Annotated in this window: 27 protein-coding genes and 1 pseudogene; 7 read left to right on the top strand and 21 right to left on the bottom strand. The window is 53.6% G+C overall.

Translation table 11 applies throughout. From position 1 onward, the window contains the following. Window positions 1-51: 51 nt before the first annotated feature. The 6 genes from OCT39_RS06930 to OCT39_RS06905 form a co-directional block, all read right to left on the bottom strand. Entirely contained in the window at window positions 52-525 is a 474-nt protein-coding gene (locus OCT39_RS06930) for a DUF1456 family protein (protein WP_263586931.1), read from the bottom strand. 9 nt (window positions 526-534) lie between these two features. Beyond that, window positions 535-957 (bottom strand): tetratricopeptide repeat protein, encoded by a 423-nt coding sequence (locus OCT39_RS06925; RefSeq protein ID WP_263586930.1) that lies wholly within the window; start codon window positions 955-957, stop codon window positions 535-537. 110 nt (window positions 958-1,067) lie between these two features. Further along, window positions 1,068-1,682: a DNA-3-methyladenine glycosylase I gene (locus tag OCT39_RS06920; protein WP_263586929.1), complete on the bottom strand. Its 615-nt coding sequence runs from the start codon at window positions 1,680-1,682 to the stop codon at window positions 1,068-1,070. A gap of 139 nt (window positions 1,683-1,821) precedes the next feature. After that, window positions 1,822-2,376 (bottom strand): GNAT family N-acetyltransferase, encoded by a 555-nt coding sequence (locus OCT39_RS06915; protein ID WP_263586928.1) that lies wholly within the window; start codon window positions 2,374-2,376, stop codon window positions 1,822-1,824. Window positions 2,377-2,504: 128 nt separating this feature from the next. Beyond that, window positions 2,505-2,954 carry a GNAT family N-acetyltransferase gene (locus OCT39_RS06910; protein ID WP_263586927.1) on the bottom strand — a complete coding sequence of 150 codons (450 nt, stop codon included), beginning with the start codon at window positions 2,952-2,954 and terminating at the stop codon, window positions 2,505-2,507. A 46-nt stretch (window positions 2,955-3,000) separates the two neighbouring features. Continuing rightward, complete coding sequence (locus OCT39_RS06905) at window positions 3,001-3,744, bottom strand: class I SAM-dependent DNA methyltransferase (RefSeq protein WP_263586926.1); 744 nt, start codon at window positions 3,742-3,744, stop codon at window positions 3,001-3,003. A 257-nt stretch (window positions 3,745-4,001) separates the two neighbouring features. Between OCT39_RS06905 and OCT39_RS06900 the strand changes: the two genes are divergently transcribed. The 4 genes from OCT39_RS06900 to OCT39_RS06885 all read left to right on the top strand — a co-directional run bounded on the left by OCT39_RS06900 (window position 4,002) and on the right by OCT39_RS06885 (window position 7,726). Next, entirely contained in the window at window positions 4,002-4,259 is a 258-nt protein-coding gene (locus tag OCT39_RS06900; protein WP_263586925.1) for a helix-turn-helix domain-containing protein, read from the top strand. Beyond that, window positions 4,256-5,530, top strand: coding sequence for a HipA domain-containing protein (locus OCT39_RS06895; RefSeq protein ID WP_263586924.1), 1,275 nt, complete (start codon window positions 4,256-4,258; stop codon window positions 5,528-5,530). The genes OCT39_RS06900 and OCT39_RS06895 overlap by 4 nt, the downstream gene beginning before the upstream one ends. Window positions 5,531-5,636: 106 nt before the next feature. Beyond that, the gene (locus OCT39_RS06890; RefSeq protein ID WP_263586923.1) at window positions 5,637-7,121 is read left to right on the top strand and encodes a mechanosensitive ion channel family protein; all 1,485 of its coding nucleotides are present in this window, start codon (window positions 5,637-5,639) and stop codon (window positions 7,119-7,121) included. A gap of 107 nt (window positions 7,122-7,228) precedes the next feature. Next, entirely contained in the window at window positions 7,229-7,726 is a 498-nt protein-coding gene (locus OCT39_RS06885; protein ID WP_263586922.1) for a type VI secretion protein, read from the top strand. A gap of 8 nt (window positions 7,727-7,734) precedes the next feature. On the opposite strand, the gene OCT39_RS06880 is transcribed toward OCT39_RS06885, so the two are convergent. Then, window positions 7,735-8,064: a hypothetical protein gene (locus OCT39_RS06880; RefSeq protein ID WP_263586921.1), complete on the bottom strand. Its 330-nt coding sequence runs from the start codon at window positions 8,062-8,064 to the stop codon at window positions 7,735-7,737. 18 nt (window positions 8,065-8,082) lie between these two features. Further along, complete coding sequence (sugE, locus tag OCT39_RS06875; RefSeq protein ID WP_263586920.1) at window positions 8,083-8,400, bottom strand: quaternary ammonium compound efflux SMR transporter SugE; 318 nt, start codon at window positions 8,398-8,400, stop codon at window positions 8,083-8,085. Window positions 8,401-8,640: 240 nt separating this feature from the next. Between sugE and OCT39_RS06870 the strand changes: the two genes are divergently transcribed. Beyond that, window positions 8,641-9,837: a DEAD/DEAH box helicase gene (locus OCT39_RS06870; RefSeq protein WP_263586919.1), complete on the top strand. Its 1,197-nt coding sequence runs from the start codon at window positions 8,641-8,643 to the stop codon at window positions 9,835-9,837. 126 nt (window positions 9,838-9,963) lie between these two features. Here the strand turns inward: OCT39_RS06870 and rho are convergent, their stop codons facing one another. The 5 genes and pseudogenes from rho to OCT39_RS06845 all read right to left on the bottom strand — a co-directional run bounded on the left by rho (window position 9,964) and on the right by OCT39_RS06845 (window position 13,457). Continuing rightward, entirely contained in the window at window positions 9,964-10,917 is a 954-nt protein-coding gene (rho, locus tag OCT39_RS06865) for a transcription termination factor Rho (RefSeq protein ID WP_263586918.1), read from the bottom strand. Between the two features lie 338 nt (window positions 10,918-11,255). Continuing rightward, window positions 11,256-11,855, bottom strand: coding sequence for a hypothetical protein (locus tag OCT39_RS06860; protein WP_263586917.1), 600 nt, complete (start codon window positions 11,853-11,855; stop codon window positions 11,256-11,258). A gap of 78 nt (window positions 11,856-11,933) precedes the next feature. Further along, on the bottom strand, window positions 11,934-12,530 hold the full coding sequence (locus tag OCT39_RS06855; protein WP_263586916.1) for a hypothetical protein: 597 nt from the start codon (window positions 12,528-12,530) through the stop codon (window positions 11,934-11,936). Between the two features lie 113 nt (window positions 12,531-12,643). Then, window positions 12,644-12,972, bottom strand: a pseudogene (locus OCT39_RS06850) (transcription termination factor Rho); the annotation flags it as partial. Between the two features lie 86 nt (window positions 12,973-13,058). After that, entirely contained in the window at window positions 13,059-13,457 is a 399-nt protein-coding gene (locus tag OCT39_RS06845; RefSeq protein ID WP_263586915.1) for a GFA family protein, read from the bottom strand. A gap of 148 nt (window positions 13,458-13,605) precedes the next feature. Between OCT39_RS06845 and OCT39_RS06840 the strand changes: the two genes are divergently transcribed. Together OCT39_RS06840 and OCT39_RS06835 are read left to right on the top strand one after the other, a co-directional pair. Then, window positions 13,606-13,878 (top strand): type II toxin-antitoxin system Phd/YefM family antitoxin, encoded by a 273-nt coding sequence (locus OCT39_RS06840; protein WP_263586914.1) that lies wholly within the window; start codon window positions 13,606-13,608, stop codon window positions 13,876-13,878. Further along, window positions 13,859-14,131, top strand: coding sequence for a Txe/YoeB family addiction module toxin (locus tag OCT39_RS06835; protein WP_318152980.1), 273 nt, complete (start codon window positions 13,859-13,861; stop codon window positions 14,129-14,131). The genes OCT39_RS06840 and OCT39_RS06835 overlap by 20 nt, the downstream gene beginning before the upstream one ends. 385 nt (window positions 14,132-14,516) lie before the next feature. Here OCT39_RS06835 and OCT39_RS06830 read toward each other — a convergent pair whose 3' ends face one another. From OCT39_RS06830 to OCT39_RS06795, 8 genes are all read right to left on the bottom strand, one after another. Next, a complete protein-coding gene (locus OCT39_RS06830; RefSeq protein WP_263586913.1) occupies window positions 14,517-14,714 on the bottom strand; it encodes a pyridoxamine 5'-phosphate oxidase family protein in 198 nt (65 codons plus the stop codon). A 138-nt stretch (window positions 14,715-14,852) separates the two neighbouring features. Further along, window positions 14,853-15,332, bottom strand: coding sequence for a hypothetical protein (locus OCT39_RS06825; protein ID WP_263586912.1), 480 nt, complete (start codon window positions 15,330-15,332; stop codon window positions 14,853-14,855). 72 nt (window positions 15,333-15,404) lie between these two features. Then, window positions 15,405-15,653: a hypothetical protein gene (locus OCT39_RS06820; protein ID WP_263586911.1), complete on the bottom strand. Its 249-nt coding sequence runs from the start codon at window positions 15,651-15,653 to the stop codon at window positions 15,405-15,407. Window positions 15,654-15,668: 15 nt separating this feature from the next. Beyond that, window positions 15,669-15,944: a hypothetical protein gene (locus tag OCT39_RS06815; protein ID WP_263586910.1), complete on the bottom strand. Its 276-nt coding sequence runs from the start codon at window positions 15,942-15,944 to the stop codon at window positions 15,669-15,671. A 98-nt stretch (window positions 15,945-16,042) separates the two neighbouring features. Beyond that, window positions 16,043-16,804 carry a hypothetical protein gene (locus OCT39_RS06810; protein WP_263586909.1) on the bottom strand — a complete coding sequence of 254 codons (762 nt, stop codon included), beginning with the start codon at window positions 16,802-16,804 and terminating at the stop codon, window positions 16,043-16,045. 1 nt (window position 16,805) lies between these two features. Next, complete coding sequence (locus OCT39_RS06805; RefSeq protein ID WP_263586908.1) at window positions 16,806-17,282, bottom strand: hypothetical protein; 477 nt, start codon at window positions 17,280-17,282, stop codon at window positions 16,806-16,808. A gap of 455 nt (window positions 17,283-17,737) precedes the next feature. Continuing rightward, entirely contained in the window at window positions 17,738-18,178 is a 441-nt protein-coding gene (locus OCT39_RS06800; protein WP_263586907.1) for a YtoQ family protein, read from the bottom strand. Between the two features lie 99 nt (window positions 18,179-18,277). Further along, window positions 18,278-18,823, bottom strand: a complete 546-nt coding sequence (locus tag OCT39_RS06795) for a hypothetical protein (RefSeq protein WP_263586906.1) — start codon at window positions 18,821-18,823, stop codon at window positions 18,278-18,280. Between the last annotated feature and the right edge of the window lie 5 nt (window positions 18,824-18,828).

Below are 18,828 nucleotides of genomic sequence, written 5' to 3'. Positions count from 1 at the left end.
GTCGAGGTGGCCTTTTTTATGTCGAGCGCCGCGCTCAGCGGTCAACGCCGGTCAGGATGCCGGTGGCGTTGGGCGGTGCTGATGCTGTAGGCCCATCAGGAAGGTGCGCAGCACCTGGTCCTTACACTCGCGGTAGTTCTTGTGGCTGGGTTTGCGAAAGAACGCGCTCAGCTCGTGGGAACTCAGCGGCAGCCCTTCACTCTCGAACAGCGCCAGAATGTCCTCGGCCTGCAGGTTCAAAGCGATGCGCAGCTTCTGAAATACCTGATTATTGGTGAGTTTGGACTCCGGTGTCGGTGCCGGGCCTTCACGCTTGCCGCGCTTGTAGCTGATGAAGCCGTTCAGAAACCCCGCCAGATCCTTGTCTCGCATTGATTTGAAGGCCTCGTCGTCATCCTTTTTGAGCCAGGCAGTGACCTGCTCCTGGGACACCTCGACGTCAGCCAGCTTGAAAATGGTGACGATGGCGGTGTCCTTCAAATCGAAGGCGTAGCGTAGGCGGCGGAAAATATCGTTATTGGTCAAGATTGAATCCTAACGGGGGGTCAGCGTGGTTAAAAGCGCGTCGATCTCGGCTTTTAGCTCGTCATCTTCGATGTGCGCGGCGCTGGCCTTGGCCTGGCGCAGGCTCTTGAGAGCGGCATCCGACTCATCGAGTTCCACCTGAAGCGTCGCCATGGAGTAGCCGATCGAGGCGACATAGTCCGGCAAGGGCCGGGCCGCGGCTTTATCCAGCGCTTTCTGGTAAAGCGCCAGCGCCTCATCCGACTCCTCGGTGAAGTCCGCCAGCGTCTCCCACTGCTCCGGGTGATCCTTTTCAGTGTACTCGTTGTCGATACAGAGCGCCTCGAGCTCGCCATAAAGCGCCTCGAAGCTCTCACGGTCCTCGTGGTGAGCGGCCTTCATCAGCTTCTCGGCCAGCTCATAAACCGCCTTATGGATTTTGGTGTTGATCACAGCACTACCTTGAAAATCGAATGAATGGACGCGGCTGTCTTACCGGGCGGCCTTTTCGCCATTGTAACGCGCGTGGCCGCTGCGAGCTTTGCTATTTATAGTCTCACGCGTTAATGAGCGGGTCGGATAAATGTTCGGCGGGCTTCTTCGATATGAGGACGTAAAAAACACGTCTCGGCGTGATCGTTGATCATCCCCATCGCCTGCATGAAGGCGAACACCGTAGTCGGCCCCACGAATTTCCAGCCCCGCTTCTTGAGATCTTTCGAGAGTGCTACGGAGGTTGGCGAGGTCGAGACGCTCTGCGGCACGGCCACTTCATTGGCCTCGGGCTCGAAGCGCCAAAAGTACGCCGCGAGCGAGCCCTCCTGCTCGACCATCTCAACCGCGCGCCGGGCGTTATTGATTACCGCCTCGATCTTGCCGCGATGGCGAACGATACCGGCGTTCTGGAGCAGGCGCTCGACGTCACGTTCATCGAAAGCCGCCACCTTGTAGAAATCGAACCCGGCAAAGGCCGTGCGAAAATGCTCGCGCTTGGCCAGAATCGTGCGCCAGCTCAGCCCCGCCTGAAACGCCTCTAGGCTGATCTTTTCGAACAGGCGCTGATCATCGGCGACCGGAAAGCCCCACTCGCGGTCGTGATAAGGCTCGAGCTCGCCGGGTGACACCGCGCACCAAGCGCAGCGGTGGTATCCATCCAGGCTTTGAGCAGTCTTGTCCATCAACTCGGCATCCGATCAGTCAAAACGAGTGAGCAGCTTAAAAGTGGCGGCTTGATGTGTTGTGCTTTGGCGTGCACGACGGCCTCACAGTAGCCTATAAGCAGGTGAAAAAACCTTGAAGACCCGTAAGCGATCAGCGCTACGATGCAAGTCCACTCTCTGTCATGTTTCCTTTACTAGAGCACCACTGTTCCCGCGTCTGACGATACATTCGCAACGTGCAGCCGTGATATTCCTGAATCTCGAAATGATCGAATCCTGCTTTCGCGGCGACCTTTTGCGAGGCCGTATGTTCTGGCTCGATCAGGGCAACGACTGAGGGCAGCGACTTCTCGTTGAACGCTTGATCGAGCACTGCCTTTACCGCCTCGGGAGCAAAGCCCTGATTCCAGTAGCGCGCGGCCAGCCGGTATCCCAGCATGATCTCTTCAACGCCACCGATTTCTTCAGGGCTGACGCCGCAAAAACCGATCAGCAGGTTAGTATCCTTCTCCACCAGCGCCATTGGGCCCATTCCGTGGGCTGCATAGCACGTACAGCACCACTCGATGAATTGGCGTGTGGCCACTTCATCGAACACACCGCGCATGGAATATTTCATGACCTCTGGGTCACCCAGAATTGAAGTGAGAGCCGACAAATCGTTTAGAGAAAGCGGACGAAGCCGCAGCCTGTGAGTTTCAAGGTAGCGCATCCCTTTTCCTCGTATCGCTTGCGATGTTGATAAGCTATTGCTTATTAAGTTATCACATAGCGGCACGCCATTTGACAGAGCCTGGCGGGGCCACAATGATGCCACTCGCAGAGTGAGAACATCTGGTGTCAATCGAGTACACGATATAGTCTCAACGCATCCAGGTGCTGCAGGCCATTTTCGATGATCGGTTCGGAATAATTTTCCAGGAAATGATTTTTCAAGACTCGATCGACTCTGAACCCGTGGCGCTGATAATAGGTCAGTTGATAGCCGAACGCCCCGGTATTGAGTTCTACCCGCTGCATGTTCCTGGCTTTAAGCTCACCTAGCGTATAGCTCAGCAAGCCAGAGCCTATCCCCTGCTTCTGAAACGGCGGGCATACCGCGATATTGACAATTTCGGCGGTCTTCACGCCGATCGGTTTAACGATACATGCGCCAATCGTTTCACCGGCGCTGTGCACAGCGAAGCACCACGCGTTCTTCCGATAGGATGCAATGCTGCGCTCGGAGGGATCCGCTTCAAGTAAAAGCGGAAGGGGAACCTCGCCGGCGCACACCTCTTTGTAGTCCACGTTCACCTCGAACGAAATTCGCCAAGTGATTGTGCGGCAGTCTTGATTAGCGCCCGGCGTACTGCAGAATCTCGTAGGAGTAGGCGTACTGGAAGGTGCCGGTCAGATCAATACAGGAAAGGTCTTCGCGTAGTTCGGACACAATGGCGTTCAGGTCCCTGCCCTTTCGAACGGCGTCTTCAATATTCGACTGCGTGGTGAGATACCCCACCAGAGAGTCGAGCGAGAATGTTATCGGCAGCCAGCCCTTTTCGCTTGCAAGAGTGCAGAGTTCGGGGTCGTCGGTGAGCTTCATGTTTTCGTAGCGCGTACGTGGCGGTGATGGATATCGTGTCAGATAGTCGTTACGAAACCATTCATTGAACAGGTGCGATGTCGCATGCCCCAAAAATGAGAAATTGTAAACGATCCAGACAGCCCCAGGCTGGGACGCAGCTTTATAAACAGCCACCGCTTGTGCAACGTCGAACCAGTGAAAGGCCATGCACGTGGAGATAAGGTCAAAACGGCCCAGCTCGGCAAGCGCGGTGTAATCCGCTTTTCTGACCGCAAGACCACGCTCTTGTGCAATGTTCAACATTTCGCTCGATGAATCGATACCGACGACATCCCGGGCTATATCCAGCAGGGGAATGGTAGAGTCGCCAGTACCGCACGCGACATCCACCGCTCGTTCAAAACGCTCGACAGGTAGATGACGCTTCATGATCTGAAAAAGTGCCTGATGGGCTTTCGGACGATATCGATCATATCGCTGCCCAACGCCTTTATCGGCGAAATACCCGGTCATTTCGGCTTCCCTAAACAACGGCTTTTCAACCTGGTGTCATTTTCAGCATCTATTTAAATAATTAAATCTGCATGGCCCAAGAGAACAAGCCTTTTTTTGCCCTCGACGCGTTCTCTCGCCCACTCTCAAAATCTTCCCTACAAGGATAAAAACAGAGCATTGACACTTTGATGAATACGTATTTTCCCAATAGGGATAAAAACGCTACACTGACCGGTATCCGACCCATTTTTTCCTTAAAGGGAAAAATATAACTCATGAACGCTTCTGAAAATACCGCCGCCGCTATGCCCTTGACCGTTACCCGCGCAGAAGACCTGGGCCGGCTCATACGCCAAACGCGCAAACGCCAAGCGCTGACCCTCGAAACGCTGGCGGGGCTTTGCGGAGTGAGCATGCGCTTTCTGAGCGAGCTGGAAAACGGCCGAGCCTCCTGCGGCCTGGGCCGGGTTCTACTGGTGCTGGAAACGCTGGGAATCGAGCTTTCGGCACAGCCTACGGATATCGATACATGATAGTTGATCACTTGAACGTATGGTCCGGCCGAAAGCGGGTTGGCGCGCTGTGGCGCGGTGACGATGGACGTCTGATGGGGTTCGAATACGATGCCCAATGGCAGGCCAACGGGCACGCCATCTCCAACAGTTTGCCCCTTGATCAACGCCTCTGGCCGCCCGAGACGCTGACGGCCCACCACTGGTTCGGCAACCTGCTTCCCGAAGAGCAGGCACGGGCCGCGTTGATCCGCCAGCTGGGCATTCCCGATGACGATTTTGCACTACTGGCCGCGATCGGCGGTGATTGCGCCGGCGCGCTTTTGGTTCTGCCGCCTCACCTCACCCCTGAAGCGCTAGAGACACAATCAGAAAGCGTGCCTCTTTCACCCACCGATCTAAACGAATGGGCGGGCTTCAAACAGCGCTACGCGCTTTTTCATCCATCTCCAGGGAGTGTTCAGCCGCGCCTGTCACTGGCCGGTGCGCAGGATAAGATACCGGTCATCTGGCAAAACGAACGTTTTCACTTACCTCAGGGGTTGTCGTCTTCGTCCCACATCGTCAAATTCGCGGTCGAGGGGCGCGACCTGATCATTTATAACGAGCTGTATCTCAATACGCTCGCAAGCCTGGTAGGTCTGCCCTGCCCGGCCACGTTCGTACGCCATACGGGAAAACACGCGCTGCTGATCGTCGAACGCTTTGATCGCAGCAACGTAAACGGGCAGCGCGTGCGAATACATCAGGAAGATTTATGCCAAGCCCTGGGCCTTGCCCGTACACATAAATACCAGGAGCACGGCGGGCCGCACTTTAGCGAGTGCATACAGCGCATCAGGGAAGTCTGCAAACCGCCGGCCCCAGCGCTTACGCAGCTGCTTCGCTGGCAAATTTTCAACGCGCTCGTCGGCAATAGCGACGGACACGCAAAGAACGTGTCCCTACTTCAGGATGAGAAAGGCAAGTGGCACATGGCACCGGCCTACGACCTGGTCGGAACGGTGGTACTAGGGTTCGATCCACATCTCGCCTTTTCCATCGGCGAACAAACCAACGCTTGGCAGCTTTTGCCACGGGACTGGCAGACGCTGGCCGCGCAAAGTCGCATGAGCTACCCCTTCATCAAGCGCGAAATCGAGCGGCTGCGTCAAAGCCTTCAATCGTACAGCGATTCAGACGAACTCAAGAGCCGCTTGCTAGCTGCCGGCCTGCCCGAAAAAGGCTGGATACGTCTTCAGCAGCAGCGCCAGCATATCGTCAAACAGTGCCGGAAGGCCGAGCGCTGGTGAACATTTAGCGCATCGATGTATTTGAGCACCCGGCCACGTTGAGCCAGAAAAACCCACTAGACTTGGCTAACGCGTACCGATTTCGATGACGACACCAGGGATGGTCATGGCCGCTTATTTTCACCCTCTCCGCACACTTCGTGTACTTCGCTTTCCTGCCACAATACTGCTGCTGGGTATGCTGCTGAGCGCCTTCGCCTACGCCAGCGACGATGCTACTGCCCCGGTAGAGCCGAGTGGCGAATCGCCAGCAGGACAAATCGAAACCACGCCTTCGCCGCAAAAGGATGCGGAGATCGCTCAGCGCATTGGCGGCATCTTTTCCGAAATCGAGGGGCTCTCGGCAGTCGAGGTCAGCGTGACCCAGGGGATCGTGACGCTGGCCGGGGAAACGGCCAACGAGCGCAAGGCGCAGCAGGCGGTGGGGCTGGCCAATCGGCTGACCGACGTGGTCATGGTGGATGATCAGATCGACCGCACGCTGGATGTTCAGGACAACGTTGCAACTGCTTACCAAGGGCTACGCGCCAAGAGCCAGAGCCTTTTGCGCGCGCTGCCGCTGATCGTGGTGGGCTTTCTGATTTTTGGCGTAGTGGCCTGGTTCGGGGCGTGGCTCTCGAATCGCACGCATCTTTGGCAGCGAGTCACGCCCAACCCCTTCGTCGCAGAGCTGGTGGGGCAAACGATCAAGGTCGTGTTCATCGTACTGGGGCTGATCATGGCGTTGAGTCTGGTGGGCGCCGAGACCATCATCGGCACCCTTCTGGGGGGTGCCGGGGTGATCGGCATCGCGATCGGCTTTGCGGTCAAGGACACCATCGAGAACTACATCGCCTCACTCATGCTCAGCATCCGCCAGCCCTTTCAGGCCCGCGATCACGTGGTCATCAACGACCGTGAAGGGATCGTGGTGCGCCTGACCTCGCGCGCGACCATTCTGATGACGCTGGAAGGCAACCAGCTGCGCATTCCCAACGCCGACGTGTTCAAGGGCATCATCCTCAACTACACCCAAAACCCGGAGCGCCGCTTCGATTTCGAGCTGGGCGTGGATGCCAACGACGACCCGCTGGCCGCCATCAAGGTGGGCCTCGATGCTCTGAACGGGCTGCCCTTCGTGCTGGGCGAACCCAAGGCCGTGGGGGTCATCACCAACGTGGGGGATTCCAACATCGTGCTGGAGTTTCAGGGCTGGGTGAACCAGTCCACCACGGATTTCGGCAAGGCGCGCAGCATCGCTATCCGCGAAACCAAGCACGCGTTGGAGCATCACGGCTTCACCCTGCCCGAGCCGATCTATCGGCTCAGCTTTCGCCCGGAGCTTGAGGAGTCGCTGATGCGTATTCAAAGCGGGAAGCTCGCCGAGCGCGATTCGGCCTTACCAGCAGCGACCGAACCGGAGCTCGATAGCGCCGCAGACAAGGAGAAACAGCAGGCGAAAGCGCGCGCTCAGCAAATACTCAAAGGCGAACAGACCGACGGCGTGTTCGACGCGCGGCCCGACGAGAAGCTAATGAAAAAGGTAGAAGAAGAGATCGCGCAGACCTCCAGTGAAACGGATCTGTTGAGCAAACGGCCGGCGAAGGAGTAGCGTTATCGAGTACGGCAAAGGCACCGCTCGACGTTTTATCGTTTAATATCGAGAAACCGAGAAATGATAACGCCCCCATCGAAACGAACGCGCTCGAAGGACAATGCATGAAGATCAATAAAACCCTGCTCGCCCTTTTAACCCTCATACCCGCCATGGCCCTCGCCCAGGACGAACCCGCCGGCTCGCAGTGGCAAACCGAAGAGCATCACGACGAGGAGCTGGATCTCCACTTCGTCGTGCTCAAGACCCACGCGACCGGACTTGCCTACCCGACGGTGGTGTTTCGCTGCTTCGAGGATACGACCGTGGCCTACTTCAACCTGTTCGATCAGGACGAAAGCGAGGCCTACAAGTACGAAAGCGTCACGGTAGCGCTCGATGACGCCGATCCCGAGCCGGTCGACATGGCGCCGATCGACGACGGCCACGCGCTGGGCTTCTGGCAGGGCGACGAGGCCATCCCGTTCATCGAAAGCCTGTTCGGTGCGCAAACGCTGAGCCTCAACGCGACGCCGGCCGAGGGCGACCCCATCGAGCTCACGTTCAACATCGAAGGTATCGAAGAGCGCATCGAATCGGTGCGGGGTTCGTGCGGCTGGTAGCGGTAGAATTACCCGCTAGGTGATCGCGCGTTCAGCGCGGCTTCGAGCGCTGACAGCGGATACGCCTCGCCCTCTACGATAGCGATGGCCTCAGCCGGGGCCACCTCGACGACGTACTCGCGGTCGCTTTCGGGAAAGCGCGCCAGCATCAGGAGGATTCGCCCCAAGCGCTCGTTGACGCGGCGCAGATCCCAAAGGCCGCTCGTGAGATCGAGCACCACATAGCCGGTGGCGCGCTCCCGAATGACCGGCGAATAGACCCAAAGCGACATGCGCGGCTCGAAAGCGACGGTCGTGATTTCGTACTGCCCGTCGAGCAAGTAGTGCGGTGTTTCCATTCTGCCCCCTACCCTTCGTCACGCGTGGGAAAGCTTGAGCCCCACCAGCCCCGCCACGATCAGCGTCAAACTCACCAGCTTGAGTACGCCCACGGATTCACCAAACAGCACGATGCCCAGCACCGCCGTGCCCACCGCGCCGATCCCTACCCAAATGGCGTAGGCAGTGCCTACAGGCAGGCTCTTGAGCGCGAGGCCCAGCAGTAGAAAACTCGCGGCCAGCGAGAATACCGTCCATGCGGTCGGCCAGAGTTTCGTAAAGCCTTCGGAGTACTTGAGCCCGATGGCCCAGCCGATTTCCAGAAGACCCGCGATAAACAGAATGACCCAGCTCATCTATTCCTCTTGGCCTGTTACTCGATCAATGTTCAACTGATGGATACTCAGCGTGTTCATGCCCAACGGCGCAATTATCACACGGCGGCACCCGTCATTTAGAACCACGAGGCTCGGTCGACATTGGCGAGCGCCTTTAAAGCCATCACAAGGCGATAAATCGGCACCGTAACAAGCTCTGCGCTATACTGCGCCACTTTTCTTTTCGACCCCATCCAAGACGATCCGTCAGAGCCCCTCATGCCCTTTGCAAAACTCGGCTTATCCAGCCCTCTGGTTCAAGCGATTACCGAACTCGGCTACACAACGCCCACGCCCATCCAGGAACAAGCGATTCCTGTCATTCTCTCGGGCAAGGACCTGGTGGCCACCGCCCAGACCGGCACGGGCAAAACCGCGGCCTTTGTTCTGCCACTGCTCGAACGCTTCAGCACGGCGGGCGAGCTGCGCGGCAAACGCATTCGCGCGCTGATTCTGGTGCCGACCCGGGAGCTGGCCGTTCAGGTCGAGGCAAGTGTGGCGCAATACGCCAGGCATTTGCCCCTGACCTCCATGGCCGCGTACGGGGGCGTGGATACCGCGCCGCAAAAAGAGCGCCTGATCGAAGGGGTCGATATTCTCGTCGCCACGCCAGGCAGGCTGCTGGATTTAGCGCATCAGCGGGCGGTGCACTTCGATGAACTCGAAGCCATGGTGCTGGACGAAGCGGACAGAATGGTCGATATGGGCTTTGTCGATGACATTCACAAGATCCTCGTGCGCCTGCCGGAAAAGCGTCAGAACCTGCTGTTCACGGCCACCATGACCAACGAGGTTCGCGCGCTGGCATCAAACTTTTCCAACAGCAAGAAGACCGAGCTGGCGGCGGACATCTCCATTACCCCGAACGTGCGCGCCGCTGCCAGCATCGAGCAGTGGCTCATCACGGTCGATAAAGACACCAAGTCGGCGCTGTTGAGCCACTTGATCACCGAGAATGCGTGGGATCAGGCGCTGATTTTCGTCGAGAAGAAACATAGCGCCGCTAAGCTGGTCGCCCAGCTCGAAAAGCGCGGCATCAAAGCGGACTCCATCCACGGCGGCCGAAGCCAGGCGATGCGCGAAACGGTGTTGGGGCAATTCAAATCCGGTGAACTCAAGTATCTGGTCGCTACGGGGGTTGCCGCGCGGGGGCTGGATATTGGCGAGCTGAGCCGCGTGGTGAACTACGATTTACCCTTTCCGGCGGAAGAGTACATTCACCGTATTGGCCGAACCGGCCGTGCGGGGGCCACGGGTGAAGCCATCTCCCTGGTCGATATCAGCGACTTCAAGAACCTTTGCGCCATTGAAAAGCGGCTGAACAGTCTCATCGAGCGCCGGGAAGTTGAAGGCTTCCCGGTCAAGAAAGCGGTGCCCGTTTCACACCTGAACCATGCAAAAAAAGCCAAGCGCTAGCACGAAGCCAGAAGCTCACGTTTTGAACGAATAATAGAGTGAGCTTCGCGACGACCACTTTTGCGATCAGGCCCCATCACCGCCGCCCAGGAGTAAACGCTGAGCCATCAACGTTTACTCCAATCTTCAAGCGGGTGAAAACGCGTCCAGCAGCTCGGCATTAGTCGGGTATTTCTCCAATAGCTCATAAAGCTTCTGCGCGCCTTCGACGGGTTTGAGCGGGGTCAATGCGCGACGCAGTGTGCGTACTTTTTCGATATCCCTGGCATCGATCAAAAGCTCTTCCCGGCGGGTGCTGCTTTTGGCGATATCAATGGCCGGGAAGATCCGCTGATTGGCCACGTCGCGTGACAGCACGATCTCCATATTGCCCGTGCCCTTGAACTCCTCGAAAATCACCTGATCCATACGGCTGCCCGTCTCCACCAGCACGGTGGCCAGAATGGTGAGCGACCCACCGTTTTCGATCTTTCGCGCCGCACCAAACAGCTTGCGCGGTATTTCCATCGCCCGGCTATCCAGCCCGCCGGACATGGTGCGGCCATTGCCCCGCTGCTCGGCGTTATGCACACGCGAAAGCCGCGTTAATGAGTCGATCACGATCATCACATCGTGCCCTTCGCCGGCTTGCCTACGCGCCGTTGCCAAGAGCTTATCGGCCATTTGCACGTGGTGGGTGTAGCTTTCATCTGACGAGGAGGCATGGACCTCTGCCGACACGCTGCGCTTGAAGTCAGTCACTTCTTCCGGGCGCTCATCGATCAGCAAGGCGTACAGCTTGATCGCCGGGTGCGCCTCGGCCACGGCCTGGCAGATGTGTTTGAGCAGCGTCGTTTTGCCCGAGCCTGGGGGTGCCACGATCAACCCACGCTGGCCCATCCCGATGGGTGTGATCAAATCCATCGCCCGCACGCTGCGCTCGGTGGAACCGGCTGCAAGCTTGATGCGTGGGGATGGATGAATCGCGACGCCATTCAGAAAGCGCTTTTCGGGATCATCCAGGAATTGATCTTCAACGACGTCGGCGGGTTTGGCCTCTTGCTGCCGTTTGACCTTCAAGCCTAGTGTTTTTCGTGTCATAAGTTCGCTGGTTCGCTTTAAATCAATTGAATATATAGTACAGGTAGCAGAACGGTCATATCATTACGATACTCGGTGTAAAAAAACGAATAAGTCCAACTTTTATGAAAAGGTATCGAACTAGACCTGATATTAGTAGTTGATTACTAACACGGCGTTCTGATCATGGTTATCGAGCTTGGAGCGTGGCATAATAACCTATACTTATTTGTTTTCCTCGATTCCATAAAACTCACCCTTCAAAGGAATTTTTTACAGACTTAAAGCTTGGCATAAACGACGCAAGATACGAGTGCCCGGCAGCCAGAAGTAGCGAATATGTATGAGTTTAATACACTTCAGGTTTCCGGTATAAATAACAAAGTGATTAGCAAAACAATACATAAGCCCATTGCAAATCTCCACACCCAGTGCATATGCCCCAGCTTTATCAAGAAATCGGACTTTTTGCCGGATTCTTTTTGAATCAAGAAACTTAAATACCAGATCGCCAGATTGTATAAAAAAACAACAATCAATAAAAACCCAGAAGTAATATTAAACAAGCCCCGCTGCCACCAAACCATCCCCTCTATTGGAAGCAACACAGACCATTGACCAACCAGAAGACCAAACGTAAGACAACCTATTGCATAGGTATTTGACAGTATCTGTTTGGCAATCAAGGCAGGGATAGAAAATTTTGAAAACATTAATGCTACACCGAATGCAAATAAGCCAAAAGAGCCAATTACATTCCAAAGATTAGGACCTAAGCCCTCACTGATTGCGGCCTGATAAAACTCAACTTCCGAGTAAAAGGCGTTAGCCCAAATAACAAATAGGAATGCTGGAAATGCCCATATAAAGAAAATGAAGAAAGCTTCTTTCAAACTCTCATTCGGAATAAAGTCACTCCTCGCGAAATGTCTAAATTGCTGAGCTAAAATTGTTTTCATAAGTTCTCTATTTATAATAAGAAGTTAAGCCGACTACGCGGGTTTTGGCGAAGCTTACTTTTAATATAAGTTATATCCTTATGTCGGTGGCTTGCCTGTCCAAGAATGTAGTGCATGTGACAAGTTTTCGGTTGAGATACCTCTCAATATAAATACCTCGCACAGAAATTCCTCGGCGGTATTAAGTGCCTCAATCGCCGTCTTCGTAGAAAGCGAGTGGTAGACGCTTGTATCCGCCATGCCATGAATTGCGATACCGGGAATAGAAAAGGTTTCATGGGTACTTGTGAAATGCATTAGCTCATGCCGGATATTTTTTAGTGTTATAAACTGTTGTCCGGCACCTTCACCGAGATTAAGTTTCTGACCGAATACGATAAGTGGCCACTCTTTAATCTTTCTATCAAGGCCGCACCGAGTGCTAGTTAGATCGGCAGAAATTTTTTCAACAGCGTGCGCATATGCGGGTTCAGTTATGAGAATTCGAAAGTACACATTGAAAAACACTTCCACACATTGCACCGCGAGGATAACGCAAAGTGCAGCATCTTGTCGCGCCGTAGAGTCATCTTCTACATCACTGGATTCAGCGACGCGAACACAAAGTCGTCGAAGTGCTTGGAATAGTTCCCAAACCATGTAACTTGGTGATGATAAAATGCGATCCGTGGGCATTAGAGCTAACTCCTACAATAAAAGACACAAGAAACAAGTGTTCGGCAATCTTAGGAATTAAGTTTAATTTATTTATTAGCCATTTCAAACCTGATAGTTTTAACAAACCGTTCTTCAAAAACTCGGGTAGCAAACAGCTTGATCTCCGGGTGCTCCTCAGCCACGGCCTGGCAGATGTGTTTCAACAGCATCGTCTTGCCGGAGCCTGGGGGGGGGCTACAATCAACCCGCGTTGGCCCATCCCGATAGGCGTGATCAAATCCATCGCCCACACGCTGCGCTCGGTGGAGCCGGCTTCCAGCCCAATGCGTGGGCACGGATGAATCGCAACGCCATTTAGAAAGCGTTTTTCGGGATCATCCAGGAATTGATCTTCAACGACGTCGGCGGGTTTGGCCTCTTGCTGCCGTTTGACCTTCAAGCCTAGTGTTTTTCTCGTCATAAGATCGATGGAGCGCCTTGGGTAAGCTGGGTGCATAGAGTAATGGCTGGGCTTTGAAAATGATATTAAGCCCGAGCAACACTGCTTCAGCCATTTTCAGTGAACTGGGGCAAATCATCGGCAATCTCGAACCACGGCGCCTTGTTACCCACGAACACATGGCGGTTTGGACGTATACCGGGATCAACATCGAGGGTGCCGAGGGGAAGCGCGTAAACCTCCGGCTTTTCAGCAAACCGGGTATGAATGCTGGACCCACAGGTCGAGCAGAACACCTTGAACTCCCCCGGCGACGACTCATAGGTTTTGAGCAGCTCTTCGCCTTTGACGGTTCGCCAGTCACAAGCCTGCACCTTGGCGCAGGTTCGAAACGCGGCCGCATGGAGCTTGCGACACATGGAGCAGTGGCAGTGGTAAACGTCGGTAAGGGGGCCGGTTATTTCGTATTGGACGCCGCCGCAGAGGCAGCTGCCTGGTAGGGTCATTTTTTAACTCGCTATTTTATAACGCTGCTCAGCACGCTCAGCTACAAAATGGAGGCAAAGCCGCAATGTGGTAGACGTAGCCGTGACTGGTCTTGTTAGGGCTATTGCGATACAGTTGTACGGAGTTTCCGTACGTAATGGTGGAATCATGGATATCATCAGTGTAAACAAATTTAGAGACAACCTGAAAAGCCTTGTAGAGCAGGTTGTTAACAACCATGAACCCCTCAAGGTGACACGTCGCGCCGGAGAGGCTTTCGTCATCATGAGTGCTGAAGACTGGGAAAGAGAGCAGGAAACCCTGCATGTGCTCCAGAACCGAGACCTGATGCAGCAAATTGCGACTTCACTCGAGACTCACAGCCGTGGCCAAGGATACACACCCAATGATGAGCAGCTGAATGAGATCACTGGTATTTGAGGGCAGCACCTGGGAAGCCTATGAAAGGATGCGAGAGAAAGACAAGAAGCTGCACAAAGCCCTCTGCAAATTGCTGAAAGAGATGCTCCGCTCCGACGACCCCTCCACTGGGATAGGCAAACCTGAACCACTGAAACACAACTTATCAGGCCTATGGTCACGGCGCATTTCACAGAAAGATAGACTTATATACCGATTCGACGACACCTCTATATACGTTTTTGCTATTGGGGGGCATTATGATCAGTCATAACACCTTCCTCACCGGAAAATAGCAATTGGACGACTAACGTGAGGACTCAGCCGCGGCTAATCGCGCAGCGGTATAGCGCTGGAGAGCCTTGTTAAGTTTAGCCTCCCAACGAAGCACCCCGTCTCTAGGCTCGAGACACACCGTATGCTGTCAACGCGCTTTGGACTTGATCATCCTCAGTTGTTTCTGGATAGAACTGGTAGCTCGGCGCGAGGATCGGCTTGACGGCAGTGATTCGCACTTCAATTAGACTATGAATCTTGAATTTGCCCGCGACCTTTTCCTCTAGTGGCTCTGCCAAGCCGGCGTAACGAGAATCTGACCGTGCCACACAGTTCGCGCGGCCGCGCGACTTGAAACCCTTTTGCACGAACACGTCCACGAACTAAACACAGACAGCATCGTTCGATAGTATATTCCGCATGCTTCCAGCCGATGCAATATTGGCAATCACGAGGCGGTCATTTTCGTAGGCGGCGAAGACCTCTTTCGGAGACACGTTCGGATCTCCGTCGCGGTCCACCGTTGCAAGCCAACATAAAACGCTTCGATCGATGTATTTCTTGACTTCTTCAGTGATCATTTAATCCTCCAACAATCGTAAGAAATAGCACACATCATTCCGGCCAGCGCCTAAGCTTAGTTGCCGCCGGAGCAGCCAAAGGCTGCGGAGGACACCCGAAACGTGGCAGCGCTTTGGAAGAGCAACTGCAACGAACAGTTATGTTTTTTTATCCCATCCAACTACTTTTCCGTCGTCTAGTGTAATTCGTAGGCCGTAACTTCGCCTTCCGATTGGATAATACTTCCAAACCTCTTTAGTTTTTGTTTTTAAGACCTTAGTATCGATCGCTTCCGGCTGCCCTAACGAGTCGCGTAATTGCGATTCCGATTGACCTTGCCAGAAGTACCCGCCATAAATTTTTCGAGCAAGCTGCTCATTTTTATATTTTTCTTCTAGGACTCGAAGCCGCTCAGGCTTTTTGTCTTTCTTCTCGATGCCGCTATGATTGTTTGAATTTCCTGAACCACTGTACTCCACAGGATCTATAAAAGCTGCACAGAGCACGAATGCGACAATTCCGACTATGGCGAGTAAAAGAATGATCGTCCAATACGATATAAAGAGCTCATAAAGTACCGCTAGGACTACAAGCGCTATCAGCAGCGCAACTCCGCCCCCCTTCGCTTTTCTAGCCATTCCAACGGGTCCTTTTACTGAATTGCAGCTACATAACGCCGCCGTCACGCGCTTGTTGCGTGCATTGCCTTGTTAATCATTCTGGTAACGCAATAGAACATCGAGGCTCTTTATAACCTTCCGTTCCATTAGCTTTAAGTCTTTAATCGAGTTTTCGGGATCGGGAACCCCCTTGATTACTGCATTAATGGTCTCAGAGGCTTGTCCATCATACTCCTCCAGCAAACTCAAAAGGTTTTTTTCACCGATTAGACCCGCGATTGCCCGCGCTTTCTTTAAGTGATATTCATTTGCAAGCATCTCCTGCCCAGCCTGACTCACATACTCTTCGGTCGCTTAATTATAATTATAAAAAAGTGATTGCTGTGCCGATACGTATCGATATAGGTGGCCAGAGAAAATTGACAGGGCATCGATTAGCTCGGCGACTTTTTCTCTTTGGAATTTTACTGCCCCTTGCTGTTTTAAATCCCTGAGGCGCTGCTTTTCAATAAAGTAAGGTACCAAGCCGACCACTACGCCAGAAAGTAAACCAGAAAGTGCTGGTATCCCGATTTTTATCAGGTCGCTTAAGACCTCAAGACTAGCAATTTCAATAGCCACCTCTTCCATTTATTAGTCTCCACCTATAACCTATCGAGAATGGTTAACGTCCGCATTTGCGACCGGTTTGCAGCGCAGCGAAAAACCAGTCCGACAACATGCGATTGTTACGTTTTTGCATGCTGCTCCACGATGCTTGCTACCTTGTTGCTTCCGAATGGCAATAAGGTGACTTTTCCTTCTTTCTCGTCAAAGTGCACAAGCTTTTCTTTGTGCAAGGATTTCAATATTTTTTTGTAATATGTTTTATTCGTAGACTCGGTCCACTCCATCAGCTCAGCAATACTCACATTCTTATCCGTCGATGATGAAAGCAATAAAATCTGATCCTTTAGGTTTATATTGGGCGATAATACTTTTTTAAAGCCTTTATTATCCCAGATTAATGGCGTACTTCGTTGAGCAAGCGCGTCTACTGCGGTTTGCGCTTCTTCAAGGGAGCCAGTATGAAAAACACGAACCAACTCCGCCATAACCCAATTAACCATTGTAAGCATAAGAGTTGCATCAACGTTATTTGCATTGACCTCGCCGCCTACATGCCCTACTCCACGATTGTTTCGAATTTCATAAAGAGCTGGTAGCATTCTCGGTATAAGAATTTGAAAGCTTCTAGGTAGAGAAGCCTCATTTTCGAGCTGCCTGCATGCTGCAACCATATTTCGAGGCTTTGATGGAGATGTGGGATAGTTACCATCAACATGACCATTAATAATTGAGTAAACTATTTCACACAATTTGCCTACACTTAACTCGGCTGGCTCCCACCTATGCTCCATATAGTTCTGTGTTAATTTCTTATATTCTTTAATTAGCGGCGTACGGAGCCCCGCTGGCAACGAACCGAGCAGAGTTTTAAGTTCAGCCATATTAGTTTATATCCAATTTACGCTTTCCTTCCTCAGTGACATAAAATTGTTTCCCTTCCTTTTCACAGAAACCCTGCTTTACGTTTTGGTTCAAACATTCGGTGGCGTTGCCAAGCCGTTTTTGATTGGCATTGCTTAATGCGCCTGTTACGTCTTTCGTTTGAAGTCTGTTTTGGCCCTTAGACTCGACCCATACCGCAGTTGCTAGAAACTTGAGATTCTGGTTGGTGTCGGCATTCCTATCCCTAAGCCATATGCCAAGAGGCTTCGAAGCGATCTCGTCATGCCCTGATAGATCAGCCTCTTCATGATCGCTATTGCCGCCGTGAGGAGGTGATGAGTTAATAACTGGAGCTAGGGCCATGAGATCCTCGGCCCTGTCTAAAATTTTATCCAGCTGTTCAGATAGCCAGGCCGGCTCCCCTTCACCGGAGAAAGTTATTTCGCCAATTTTAATCTCAATCTTTGATGCACTCATTCATATATCCTTTTTTGTACGGAGTGGCAGTGAACGTAACAGTGATTATATAGACGGCTGCATAGCATCAATAAACGCGCCAGCACATTCATTGATGCTATACAGCCGACACAAAATAACTATAACTCGCTGTTTTATAAATTTTCTCAAAAATCCTGAGTAGCACATTCATTATTCGCGTGCCCGCTCGTTTTGCCTGTTTCAATCATACTCTATTCACAAATTTATCTTAGGTCACGTGGTAATTTAGTGACATCGGTCAGCAATAGGTCGTAGGCCTGTGTGAAATTCTAGTGGTGACGCTTGGAGAGGGATGACGGGGGATTGGCTTAAGTTAATGTTATGACGGATAACGAGGGCTTTGGCGGCATCGGGGCGGCTGGCGCCGCCCGTCGCGCGCTGAAGCGCCCTCCCACAACACCAGAATGAGGGCGGTTGCGGGAGGCGCTGGGGAATTAGTCTTTAAGAACGTACTTCAGCGTTTCGACAACTTGATCAGTAGTCGTACACCAGGCTTGCGCCCCCGCATCCACTTCCTTCAGCGGGTGAACGATATCTTCAGCGTGCAGCGTGATATAGGGCTTGGCGAGTGCTGAGCAGTAACCGGCATCAAACGCGGCGTTCCACTGCTTGTACTTGTCGCCGAAGCGCACGACGACGAGATCGGCTTGTTCGATCAGCGTGCGGGTGCGGATGGCGTTGACCTTGGAGGATTGATGGTCGCGCCAGAAGCCGTTTTCGGGCTTGCCCAGGTGGTCGCCGGCGGCATCAGAAGCGTCGTGGTCGGTGACCGGGGCGGTGAAAACGATATCCAGGCCGGCGGCGTCGGCACCGCGCTGGATATCGTCGCGCCAGTCGGTGTGGATCTCGCCAGAAAGGTAGACATAAAAGCTCATGGGGTGCTCCTTGGGTGTCAGTGCGTGGTGAGGTGATGGTTGGAAATCGTGAGCGCCGGAAGATTCAGTGCCCTTAAGCATCGCGAAATGAGAAGCGCCTTATCCTGCGCGCTGGTCGTCGCGCCGGGCCTGGTCGATGCGTTCGATCAGCTCGTCGACCTGAGGGTTTTCGAGCCGCAGGCGTTTGAACGAGATCTCCGCGAACCCGAGCTTGCGGCGGATGGGGAGAAACGCCACCTCGCGACTCACGCGGCTACTGGCAGTGGCCTCGCGCAACGTTAACGTGACCTTGTCCGGCGAGCTCATGGCGGCGTAGTTCACATTCATCACGTCCTTGAGCTTGATCGTTTCGTGCCGCTCGCCATAAACGAAAATCAGGCGATCGCCGCCGTCGTAGACGCGGTCGGCCACGCCGGCGAACACCTTTTTGAACATCCGCCAGCCCGCCACCAGCATGATCAACGGTATCAGCAGAAAAAGCGTAAAAGAATCTGCGGTGATCAGCCCGACCAGGAAGATGAATCCCACCACCGATAGCCATAGAAACGGAAACACTCGGCGGCTGAAAAAGGCCGAGCGCGAAATGACCGGCAGGTTCTCGTACATCGGCGTCGTCCCAACAGCGGCGATTAAAACGGTGGCCATCATTT

Origin of the sequence: Halomonas sp. GD1P12 (genome assembly GCF_025725645.1) — a bacterium.
GTDB lineage: Bacteria > Pseudomonadota > Gammaproteobacteria > Pseudomonadales > Halomonadaceae > Vreelandella.
The sequence above is the reverse complement of the archived record's forward strand: the minus strand, read 5'-3'. Positions and strand labels throughout refer to the sequence as shown.